At 38.3% G+C, this 11,558-nt stretch carries 9 protein-coding genes; 8 read left to right on the plus strand and 1 reads right to left on the minus strand.

The window, feature by feature from the left end:
* Positions 1-205: 205 nt before the first annotated feature.
* A complete protein-coding gene (locus FZC41_RS16825) occupies positions 206-1,747 on the minus strand; it encodes a glycosyl hydrolase family 28-related protein (RefSeq protein ID WP_148568614.1) in 1,542 nt (513 codons plus the stop codon).
* A gap of 282 nt (positions 1,748-2,029) precedes the next feature.
* On the opposite strand from FZC41_RS16825, the gene FZC41_RS16830 reads away from it, so the two are divergent.
* The 8 genes from FZC41_RS16830 to FZC41_RS16865 all read left to right on the plus strand — a co-directional run bounded on the left by FZC41_RS16830 (position 2,030) and on the right by FZC41_RS16865 (position 11,340).
* Positions 2,030-3,037: an NAD-dependent epimerase gene (locus tag FZC41_RS16830; protein WP_148568615.1), complete on the plus strand. Its 1,008-nt coding sequence runs from the start codon at positions 2,030-2,032 to the stop codon at positions 3,035-3,037.
* Between the two features lie 23 nt (positions 3,038-3,060).
* On the plus strand, positions 3,061-4,227 hold the full coding sequence (locus tag FZC41_RS16835; protein ID WP_148568616.1) for a nucleotide sugar dehydrogenase: 1,167 nt from the start codon (positions 3,061-3,063) through the stop codon (positions 4,225-4,227).
* A gap of 43 nt (positions 4,228-4,270) precedes the next feature.
* Positions 4,271-5,035: a tyrosine-protein phosphatase gene (locus FZC41_RS16840; RefSeq protein ID WP_148568617.1), complete on the plus strand. Its 765-nt coding sequence runs from the start codon at positions 4,271-4,273 to the stop codon at positions 5,033-5,035.
* A 35-nt stretch (positions 5,036-5,070) separates the two neighbouring features.
* The gene (locus tag FZC41_RS16845; protein ID WP_148568618.1) at positions 5,071-6,957 is read left to right on the plus strand and encodes a polysaccharide biosynthesis protein; all 1,887 of its coding nucleotides are present in this window, start codon (positions 5,071-5,073) and stop codon (positions 6,955-6,957) included.
* A gap of 102 nt (positions 6,958-7,059) precedes the next feature.
* Positions 7,060-8,046: an LCP family protein gene (locus FZC41_RS16850; protein WP_148568619.1), complete on the plus strand. Its 987-nt coding sequence runs from the start codon at positions 7,060-7,062 to the stop codon at positions 8,044-8,046.
* 42 nt (positions 8,047-8,088) lie between these two features.
* Positions 8,089-8,781 (plus strand): YveK family protein, encoded by a 693-nt coding sequence (locus FZC41_RS16855; protein ID WP_148568620.1) that lies wholly within the window; start codon positions 8,089-8,091, stop codon positions 8,779-8,781.
* A 1-nt stretch (position 8,782) separates the two neighbouring features.
* On the plus strand, positions 8,783-9,481 hold the full coding sequence (locus FZC41_RS16860; protein ID WP_170254050.1) for a CpsD/CapB family tyrosine-protein kinase: 699 nt from the start codon (positions 8,783-8,785) through the stop codon (positions 9,479-9,481).
* Between the two features lie 263 nt (positions 9,482-9,744).
* Positions 9,745-11,340, plus strand: coding sequence for an ABC-F family ATP-binding cassette domain-containing protein (locus tag FZC41_RS16865; protein ID WP_148568622.1), 1,596 nt, complete (start codon positions 9,745-9,747; stop codon positions 11,338-11,340).
* Positions 11,341-11,558 lie beyond the last annotated feature (218 nt).

Consider the following 11,558-nt stretch of genomic DNA (forward strand, 5'->3'; position numbering starts at 1 on the left):
TATCCCAATTTTTATGATTATTATCTGCAAGTAGCTGTGTAAACTTTGGAACCGCCGTATACCGAACGGTACGTACGGTGGTGTGGGAGGTCGGCTGATCAATTAATGGTCAGCCTCCTACCCGATTTACGTGAAATGCTTGAGAACCTGTCCGTCTGTCTTTAGCGGTGACTGTCGATTATCCTGTTCAACTTAACCTGCGAATTTACGCTACATTGGGGTATCTGAACCATCTCAATATAAATCCAATCTTTTTAAAAAGATTGTCTGGTTTAATGCTAACAATCCAATTGTTGGTTGAGGAGTCTTGTACACTATTTAAACTTGCGAATCCTGAGTAAAAATTGTTTTCTGTTTTAATATCAGTATCCGGGTAATTGTTAATTAAGAAAGAATATTCGTTACCGGTATTTATAAAACTATTATTTCTAATCACTGCCTCCGACGCAGCGCCTCTAATACTAATACCGGTATTTTCGATGTGGTTGTATTCAAAGCTTGACTCTTCGACAATCAGATTTTTAGTTGTGGTCTCACTGCTGGCATCAATTAATGGAATATTATCAAGATTAATGACATCAACATGAGAAATTCCCAAAGCTTCTATATTTTCTGAAAAAGAGAACAGATAACCAGCCATGCCGCTGGCATCAATTGAAATATTCGATAGGGATGACTGGTTAATATCGCCTAAGACAAAAGCACCTTGATCCCGGGTCGTCGGGTTTGAACCACTGATGGTGACATGATCAATCTTGACATTAGAAACATCGTTGATTTTAAAAGCCAGACTACTGCCTTCTATCGCCAGCCCTGTAATCGAAATATCCTTAGCACCCTCATTAATAATAACGCCAATCGTATTATTTTTAGCCGTACAATTTTCAAACGTCATATTTTCCGGTGCCGTTTCATATCGGGGATCACCGCCGACCGTTATTCCTCCGCCTGATGCATTATTAAACGCGACATTTTTAAAGGAAAAATTGCTGTTATTCCCTCGGATATAGGCTGAATGCAGCCACTTGGTGCCGCCATCGCTTGAATTTAATACACTATCAATCATGGTCAAGTCATTCGTGCCGGCTATTTGGATTGGCATTCCGGAGTCGTCAATATTCAAATTACTGATCCGAACACCTTTATTTCTTAGATCATTGGATTGCGAATCCAGTTTTAATCCGACGTATACATTATTCATGGAAACATCTTTAATCGTTAAATTGCTGATATTTTGAAAGTAAATTCCCTGCACATTACTTACCAGGCTGTCAGCATAGTAATCAGTCCCCGTAATAGTATTTTGTGATTTTAATGTCAAACCTGAAATTGAGACATTCGAAATATAATTATCGGGATCTGAATACAGTATATTGCCAATGATATCTTCTTGGGGCGCCATAAACAGTGTGGCACCGTAGCCACTGATATGTGTATCATCTTTAATGAATAATTGATTGGTAAGCAGATAATTTTTATTTGATTCCGGTATCAAGACGACAGCATTTTTCCTGCTGGCATAATCAATGGCTTTTTGAATGGCGGTAGTATCATCCGTAACACCATCACCTTTGGCTCCATAGTCTTTGACATTTATCTGCTGATCTGACGATACTGTTATTTTTTGAGATGTGTTTGAATATAATTCATCAGCTTTAAGTGTCGTTACTGAACTTGCAGTCAAAATCAAAAAAGCATTAAAACTCATCACTGCGATTATAATTGAAACGATTGTAATTTTGCGCATTATACAACCTTCCCTTCAGAATATTTGTTGTTATTTTAGAAAACTGTCAATTTTACAGAATAATTCAGAATTCAGAATATAAATTTATTATTTATTACCCTTTTTAGGGTAATATTACCAAAAAATAATCATTAAATTATTGGTAATGTTATGGTAAAAGGGGTAATTATAAATACAAATGTTGAAATCTTCGATAGATGAAGTCTCAATGGAAGTGATTTCAATTAGATAGGAAATTTAGTTAATCGGATTAGTTAAGTTCAGAATTGAGGTAATGTCAAGATGAAAATATTAATCACCGGCGCTGCCGGCTTCATCGGTTTCCACCTGTCCAAGCTGCTGGCTGACAAAAATCATCAGTTGATTGGAATCGATAACATCAATGATTATTACGAACCCACCTTGAAAGAGGATCGTCTCGTCATTTTAAAAAAATACCATAATTTTATCTTTCGTAAGGTCGATATCAAAGACAAACTATCGCTTGATGCTGTTTTCGAAATGTATCGACCGGATTACGTCATCAATCTCGCCGCACAGGCCGGAGTTCGCTATTCCATCACCAATCCCTATGCCTATATCGATTCAAATATCATTGGCTTTATGAATGTTCTGGAAGCCTGCCGAAACTATCCGGTGAAGCATCTGATTTATGCTTCATCAAGCTCGGTGTATGGCGGCAACAAGCTCATCCCGTTTTCGACCAATCACAATGTTGACCATCCGGTATCGTTGTATGCGGCCACAAAGAAGTCGAATGAACTGATGGCGCATACATATAGCCATCTCTATGGTATTCCGACGACAGGATTACGATTTTTCACCGTCTACGGTCCCTTCGGCAGACCCGATATGGCTTACTTCTCATTTACTAAAGATATCCTGGCGGGAAAGCCCATTAAAGTATTCAACCATGGGAAGCTGGAACGTGATTTTACCTATGTGGATGACATCGTAAAAGGGATTGATAAACTGCTTGATAAAATACCGGTTGCTAATAAAAACTGGGATGAAGGGGTTGATGATATCAGTACCAGCTTTGCACCTTACAAGATTTACAACATCGGTAACAATAATCCGGTCAAGCTGATGACGTTTATCGCTGTTTTAGAAAAGGCCATTGGTAAAAAAGCGGAGAAAGTCTATCTCGATATGCAGCCGGGTGATGTTTTAAAAACCTATGCGGATATCAGTGATCTTGAAAGAGATATTAATTTTAGACCGGTTACAGGCATCGAGGAGGGTCTGGGTAAGTTTGCAGAGTGGTATCGGGAATACTATGGCGTTTAAAAATTAAGGGGGAGGTATTGAAAATGAAAATAACAATTGCCGGAGCCGGTTATGTAGGATTGTCAAATGCAATCTTACTGGCTCAGCATAATGAAGTCATTGTGTTGGATGTTATCAAAGAAAAAGTTGATATGATTAACAACAAAAAATCGACAATTATTGACCCTGAAATTGAAGAATATTTGGCGACTAAAGAATTGAACTTAACGGCAACGAAAGATTACTATGATGCTTTTAAAGATGCGGAATATGTTATAATTTCTACCCCAACTAATTATGATCCGGAGAAGAATTATTTTAACACAAGATCGGTAGATGCAGTCATTGCCAATGTTCTTGATATTAATCCGGAGGCAGTGATGATAATTAAATCAACGGTTCCGGTGGGGTACACCGAAGCGACAAAAGAAAAGTTTGAAACAGATAATATCATCTTTTCCCCTGAATTCTTAAGAGAAGGTAAAGCTCTTTATGACAATCTTTACCCTTCAAGAATTGTGGTTGGCGAGGAGTCTGAAAGAGCTAAAGTCTTTGGTGAATTACTGGCTCAAGGTGCGATTAAGGAAAATATTGACATTCTTTATACTAAATCAACAGAAGCAGAAGCCATTAAACTTTTTGCAAATACCTATCTGGCCTTAAGAATTGCATATTTTAACGAGCTTGATTCCTATGCAGAAGTCAGAGGCCTTGATACTTACAGTATCATTGAAGGCATCAGTCTGGATCCTAGAATCGGAAACCATTACAATAACCCTTCTTTTGGCTATGGCGGCTACTGCCTGCCAAAAGATACCAAACAGCTACTGGCAAATTACTCGGATGTACCACAAAATATCATGTCTGCGATTGTAGCGGCAAATAGAACGCGAAAAGACCATATTGCTGATATGATCATCATGAGAAAACCTAAGACGGTGGGAATTTATCGGCTGACCATGAAGATGGATTCGGATAATTTTCGTGAATCTGCGGTTCAAGGTGTGATGAAACGGATTAAGGCTAAGGGGATAGAAATTGTTATTTTTGAGCCAGCGCTTCAGGAGGATACTTTTTTCAATTCCAGAGTCATCAAAGACTTTGATGAATTCAAACAAATTTCTGATGTCATTGTGGCAAATAGACTATCCGATGAGATTAATGATGTCGTCGATAAAGTGTATACGAGAGATTTGTTTAGCCGGGATTAGTGAAAAAGCCTGAACATAGATAAGAATTGAGGTGGATATTGACATGATTGATACACACATACACATGTTGCCGGGCATTGATGATGGTGCGAAAGACCTGGATGTAGCTAAGCAGATGCTGCAAACAGCAATCGGTGAGGGTGTGAGCGAGCTGATTTTGACCCCCCATTTTAATATCCCCATTTATAACAACCAAAATGTTGAGCAACAATATAATTTGATAAGCGACTACATTGCCACTGAAAAAATTAACTTAAAAATACATTTAGGTAATGAGATATATCTCAGTGAAGAAGATCTGGCAGCGATAAAGAAAGGGCAGGCCCATACCATGGGTGACAGCAAATATTTATTAGTGGAGTTGCCCCGTTATCACTTCTATCCTTTCCATGAAGTCATGATTCATGATCTTCAGTTCAGCGGTTATAAAATTGTCTTAGCTCATGTTGAACGTTATCAGATTTTTAATGATAAGCCGGACAAACTTAAAGAATTAATAACTGAAGGCGTCTATTCACAAATAACATCGGGGTATATTATGGATAATAAAACCAGAAAAAAAGCGCTTAAATGGATTGAAGGAGGATTAGCCCATATTGTCGCATCGGATGGACATAATATGGACAGTCGACCGCCCTTAATGAAAAGCGCCTATGATATTGTGGCTGAAGTTTTTGGTCAGCCCTGTGCGCAGACGTTATTTTTTGATAATCCCAGATTGATGATTGAAGATGAGGCGTTAATGGTCATGAATATAAATAAGAAAAAAGATTTTGTTCGTCGATTGCTTGATAAAATTAAAGATTAGGGAAAGATATTCCGACGAGAAAAGCGAGGTGTGTTATGGAAATTAAAAAAATCAAACAACTGTTTTTAGTATTTGCGGATATATTGGCAGTGAATTGTGCTTTCATATTTACCTTGCTTTTGCATTATGAAGGCAACATACCGGCAGCGATAATAAGTATTTATTTAAGCAGCATACTGGTTTTAACTGTAGGCAAGCTGCTGATATACCGACAATTCAAACTGTACGACAGCCTATGGGCCTATGCATCCGTGGAAGAACTGATGAAAATTGTCCTGGCTGGGGTGGTATCGAACATTCTTGGCACGATTTATCTGATCTATATGGGGGAGCAACTTTATTTTGGAATTTACCTGATCACAATGTTGTTTGAGATTGGTATTGTTGGATGCGTACGTTTTAGCTATCGACTGATAAGAAGTATTAAGAATAAACGGATTTTTAATAAACAAGGTTTCGAAAAAAAAATACTGATTGTCGGGAGCGGTGCGACGGCAACTCTCGTTGCCAGTGAAATCAAAAATCATGCATTAAACTACGGTCAGGTTGTCGGTTTTATTGACAACGACGAAAAAAAGCTCAATAAAATTATTGCCGGGGTCAAAGTCCTGGGTAACAATTATGATATCGGCAGCATCGTTCACCGCTTTAAAATCGATGAAATCATTGTTGCCACGCCAACTGCAGACCCAGCTACGATGAGAATGATTGTCAGTGAATGCAAACGAACAAACACGAAAGTGAGAATTGTGCCGGGTATTCGCGAGATGATCGGCGGTCAAGTCTCGCTAAATAAGATTAGAGACGTTGATATTGAAGACCTTCTGGGCCGCGATGCCGTTAACCTTAATGTAAGAGAAGTAGTTGGTTACATTGAAGGTAAGATAGTGATGGTAACCGGTGGCGGGGGTTCGATCGGTTCTGAATTATGCAGACAGATTGCCCGGTTTAACCCGGGTAAGCTTATTATTCTTGATAATTATGAGAATAATGCTTATGACATACAAAATGAACTCATTAGCGATTATGGCAACAAGTTAAATTTGGATGTCATCATCGCGTCAGTAAGAGATCGAGACAATATCTTTTCGATCATCGAGATAAACCATCCGGATGTGATCTTCCATGCGGCCGCTCATAAACATGTACCGCTGATGGAACGTTCGCCCAAAGAAGCCATTAAGAATAATGTCTTTGGCACCAAAAACGTGGCCGAAGCTGCCCATGAATTTGGCGTTGAACGATTCGTTATGATTTCAACCGATAAAGCGGTTAACCCAACCAATATGATGGGTGCCAGTAAGCGTATTTGTGAAATGATCATCCAGGGTCTTGCGCAGCAAAGCAAGACCAAGTTTACCGCTGTTCGGTTTGGCAACGTTCTTGGCAGCAACGGCTCTGTCGTACCACTTTTTAAGAGACAGATAAAAGAAGGTGGACCGGTTACCGTCACGCACAAAGAAATCATCCGTTACTTTATGACGATACCGGAAGCGGCTCAACTGGTGATACAATCCGGCGCCATCGCTAAAGGCGGGGAAATATTTGTGTTGGATATGGGTCAACCGGTAAAAATTTATGATCTTGCTGTCGACTTGATTAAACTCTCCGGCCTAAAGCTGAATGAAGACATTGAGATTGAGATCGTCGGACTAAGACCGGGGGAAAAACTTTATGAAGAACTTTTAATGGATGAAGAAGGTTTAACCGATACTCCATTTGATAAGATTCGGATTGGAAAACCCAGTGAAATCGATTATGCACTGCTTAAGAAATCGCTTGACGAGGTACGGTTAATACTAAAATCATCAGATAAAAAGGATCTCATTGGTAAGGTGCAGAAAATTGTACCGACTTATCGAAATTGTGAAGAAGTAAATAATGAAACGGAATACAAGAACAAATTAATCAGAATACAGTAATTAAAACATATAAATGGTTAACTTCTGGCTTTTAATTTATTTTAATTATATTTGTTCGAAGATCCAGATTCCCAAACATCTTATTAAGAAAGGGACGATTGAATGATGAAAAATCGAAAAAGGCTTCTGATACCACTTACTTGTATTTTGCTGATTGTTGCTTTCACCATCTATGGATTTATAAATTCAAATATGAATCTAACTAATGGATCGACATCTTCAGAGCAATCACAAGGGGCTAATGAGGGGAGTGACATTACATTAAATGATAATTCGGAATCTTCGATAAAAGATGTGCTGGATCAAAACAATGAAGAGCTGTTTAAAATGATTGATACTCGAAAAACGGTTACTTTTGCCATTTACGGTATTGATGATAAATACACGGAAGAAGGAAGAAGTGACATTATTATGGTGATTAAATATGATCCGTCATTAAAGAAGATGGTCATTGCCTCCATTCCCAGAGATTTGCGAATTGACATTCCCGGATATGGCATCGGCAAAATTAATGCTGCTTTTGCTTATGGCGGAAGCGAACTGGCAGATCAAGTGATTGAAGAATTATTAGGTATCAAACTTGATTTTTCGATAAAACTGAATTTTGATACATTTTCTAAAATTATTGATAGTGTGGGAGGGGTCCGCATCAATGCAAAAAAAGACTTTTATAATGGTGATAACCTTGTTATTAAAGAAGGAAATCAGGTTTTAAATGGAAAAAATGCGCTATTCTATGTAAGGTTTCGCAGTGATAGTGATGTTGATTATGGACGTATTGGCAGGCAGCAGGAAGTGGTTATTTCTTTGATGGAATATTTGAAATCAACGAGTCTCAAAGAGAAAATCAAACTTGTCGGAACTTATTATAATAATGGGATCGAGACGGATGCTAAATTAGCTAAGATTACGGATTATATTAAAATGAGTAATGCCGATGAAAATATTACCTATGAAAATTACCGCTTGCAAACTTACTCTGAAGTCATTGATGGATTATGGTATGAGCTGTACAATCAGGAAGATTTAGATACAATTAAGAATTTGTTTAGTAATAAAGAAGAGATGAACTTAGAAAATTGGAAGTAAATTGAAGATCGAAAAGGCGTTTATAAAGAAAGGGTGATAACTATGGATACAACAAAAGATATTGATTTGAAAGAACTGTTAGAAATTATAGTTAAAAAATGGTGGCTCATAATATTACTTACAATTATTGGATTCGGGTCAGCCTACTTTGTATCAACTAAATATATAACGCCAATTTATGAAGCAAAAACCGTTCTATATATTGGCAGTGAAGATTCGTCGTTGGGCTCAATTGGAATTTCTTTAGGTCAATTAGAAGCGAATAGCCAGTTGCTGGTTGACTACAAACAAATTGCTTTAACTCGTTTAGTAATTAATGAAGTTATGAAAAATACCGGGTATAACATTTCATATGACAATTTTCAGAATAACATCGTTATTGAAAACATTAGTGGCTCTCGACTTTTTACGGTTGGATTTAAAAATCCAGATCCCGCAACTGCAAAATTGATTTCAGATGAATTAGCGAAACAATTAACCGTAGCAGCTTCACAAATTGTTGGTGTGCAGAATATCCGAATTCTGGATCAGTCATCAGTACCGCAAACACCTGTTTCACCTAATATTTTATTAAACACTGTGGTTGGTGGAGCTTTAGGCTTGTTAGTGGCATTCATCATTATAGTTATCATGTTTGCACTTAAGGACACGGTTAAAAATGAAGAGGATATTGAAAAGCTCATTGGTATTTCCGTACTGGGCAGTATTCCGGAATTTAAAGGGGAGGCTAAATAACATGAATGATTTAAACTTAGTAACATTAAGCAGTCCCACATCATTTGCAACAGAAAGTTATAAATTATTAAGAACCAATTTGAATTTCAAAAACGTTAAAAACAAATATCAGGTTATGCTATTAACCAGTGCCGGCCGGCAAGAGGGAAAAACAACGACCATCTGTAATTTGGCAGTGACACTTGCGCAGTCAGACAAAAGGGTGTTATTAATCGATGCAGATTTAAGACTCCCCCATGTAAATATGATTTTTGGCATCAATAAAAGACAAACCGGATTGTCAAATATGCTTGTCGATGATTTGCCGCTGGATGCAGTTGCGACCAAAGTAAAAGATCTGGAAAAACTGGAAATTTTGACGGCGGGGAACAAGCAAGTTTCACCGACAGAATTATTGAATTCTGAAGCTTTTGAAAGCATGATTCTGGCATGCAAGCAAGAATATGATATCATTCTGATCGATACACCCCCTGTTTTAATCTTTGCCGATGCGAGTATTATATCCAAAATGGCCGATGGTGTGATATTGGTGGTGGCCGCTCAAGAAACAAAAAAGGAAATGGCCGTTGAAGCAAAAAAAGCGCTTGATAAAGTAGGGGCAGTTATCATTGGCGTTGTCTTAACGAAGGTAAAATTCAAAAAAAAGGCTAATTATTATCGATATGACAAATATAGTGAGGATAAAGTTAAATCAAAATAATAAAGCTTTAACATTTATTAATTGATTGTGATGCTAGATGTGTGATTATATAGTATTTTGTAAAAAGACTGGAAATTTTTCGCTATTAAGGATACAATATAAAGGCTTATGGTAGAGGCTCTTTATCAGATACACTGGTAAAGGCCTTTTCTTTACGCGAAGGCAATGTAGCTCGCAACTAAGCTAGTCAGTCAAAGAAAAATAGGCCGGGCATGTTTGGCGGGAACATAACGATTAAAAAATATTGGAGGATCATCTATATAATGATAACAGTATCAGATTTAAGTTTAAATTTTAGTGGAACAAATCTTTTTACCAACGTAAATATAAAATTCACACCAGGAAATTGCTATGGGGTTATTGGTGCAAATGGAGCCGGAAAAACAACTTTTTTGCGGATCCTGTCGGGTGAACTAAGCCCGTCAACCGGTAATGTCATTATTCCTGAACAGGAGCGACTATCCGTTTTAAAACAGGATCACTTTGCTTATGACACTTTCTCCGTGCTGGACACCATTATGATGGGGAATGAACGACTTTACAGCATTATGAAAGAAAAAGACGCCTTATATATGAAGGAGGATTTTTCGGATGAAGACGGTATTAAAGCCGGGGAACTCGAAGGGGAGTTTGCCGAAATGGGCGGCTGGGAAGCAGAATCCGAAGCCTCTCGTCTGATCCAGGGATTGGGCCTGGGCGTGGAGATCCTCGATGCTGAGATGGACACCCTTACCGGCAACGAAAAGGTAAAGGTTTTGTTAGCCCAAGCCTTATTTGGCAAACCGGATATCATTCTTCTTGATGAACCGACCAATCATTTGGACATCCAGGCGGTTGCTTGGCTGGAAGAATTCATCATGGATTATGATGGCACCGTCATCGTGGTTTCCCATGACCGTTATTTTTTAAATAATGTTTGTACTCACATTGTGGACATCGACTTTAATAAAATCAAGGTTTACGTCGGAAATTATGATTTCTGGTATGAATCCAGTCAACTTGTGCAGCGATTGTTGAAAGATCAAAATAAGAAAAACGAAGATAAAGCAAAAGAACTGCAAAACTTTATTGCCCGATTCTCGGCGAATAAATCCAAATCCAAGCAGGCCACATCTCGTAAAAAAATGCTGGATAAACTGGATATTGGCGACATGCCGTCGTCGTCGCGAAAATATCCATGGGTGGGTTTCCAAATTGATCGGGAACCGGGTAAAGAAATTTTAACGGTAGAGCATTTATCAAAAACCGTTGATGGCGTTAAGGTTCTTAATGACGTGAGTTTTCGGGTCAATAAAGAGGACAAGATTGCTTTTGTTTCGGATAACGAAATTGCCATGACTACTCTTTTTAAAATCCTCATGGAAGAAATGGAACCTGACGAAGGCAGCTTTAAATGGGGCGTCAGTACTACGCAAAGCTATTTTCCCAAAGACAATAATGAATACTTTAATGGCTGCACCTTGAATATTTGTGAGTGGCTGCAACAGTATACCGAAGAAATCACCGAAACTTATATCCGGGGATTTTTAGGACGGATGCTTTTTTCCGGGGACGATATTTACAAAGAGGTTCAAGTTTTATCTGGGGGAGAAAAGGTGCGGTGCATGCTTTCCAAGATAATGATGTTTGGCTCGAACGTGCTGGTTATGGACCAGCCCACCAACCATTTGGATTTGGAATCCATCACGGCTGTAAACAACGGCCTGATCGACTTTAAGGGCATTTTGCTTTTTGCCAGCCATGACCACCAGTTTATGCAAACGGTGGCGAATCGTATCATTGAAATCCGAGAAGAAGGTATTTTGGATCGCTTATCAACCTACGATGAATATATTGAATATAAAAAAACACTGGCGTAAGTCAGTCATTAACCGATAGTAAACAAAAGAAAGCAGTCCAATGGACTGCTCAGACTGAAGACAAAGGTCAGGGAAACCTGGCCTTTTTTAGTTTTTTGAAATCAAAAAAGCTTATTCCAAGGTTCATGGTTTATCATAAAATTAGAAAACAAATGGAGGAAAACCTTATGTTAACCAAACGGGAACAGGATATCAGAGAACAGGTACAGATCGTCACA

Origin of the sequence: Acetobacterium paludosum (assembly GCF_008086595.1) — a bacterium.
Taxonomy (GTDB): Bacteria; Bacillota; Clostridia; order Eubacteriales; family Eubacteriaceae; genus Acetobacterium; species Acetobacterium paludosum.

Bases quoted from the DNA above. Each gene is read 5' to 3' on its own strand.
- FZC41_RS16830 (WP_148568615.1), top strand. From the start codon at position 2,030: ATGAAAATATTAATCACCGGCGCTGCCGGCTTCATCGGTTTCCACCTG.
- FZC41_RS16850 (WP_148568619.1), top strand. From the start codon at position 7,060: ATGATGAAAAATCGAAAAAGGCTTCTGATACCACTTACTTGTATTTTG.
- FZC41_RS16860 (WP_170254050.1), top strand. From the start codon at position 8,783: ATGAATGATTTAAACTTAGTAACATTAAGCAGTCCCACATCATTTGCA.
- FZC41_RS16825 (WP_148568614.1), bottom strand. From the start codon at position 1,747: ATGCGCAAAATTACAATCGTTTCAATTATAATCGCAGTGATGAGTTTT.
- FZC41_RS16840 (WP_148568617.1), top strand. From the start codon at position 4,271: ATGATTGATACACACATACACATGTTGCCGGGCATTGATGATGGTGCG.
- FZC41_RS16835 (WP_148568616.1), top strand. From the start codon at position 3,061: ATGAAAATAACAATTGCCGGAGCCGGTTATGTAGGATTGTCAAATGCA.
- FZC41_RS16845 (WP_148568618.1), top strand. From the start codon at position 5,071: ATGGAAATTAAAAAAATCAAACAACTGTTTTTAGTATTTGCGGATATA.
- FZC41_RS16865 (WP_148568622.1), top strand. From the start codon at position 9,745: ATGATAACAGTATCAGATTTAAGTTTAAATTTTAGTGGAACAAATCTT.
- FZC41_RS16855 (WP_148568620.1), top strand. From the start codon at position 8,089: ATGGATACAACAAAAGATATTGATTTGAAAGAACTGTTAGAAATTATA.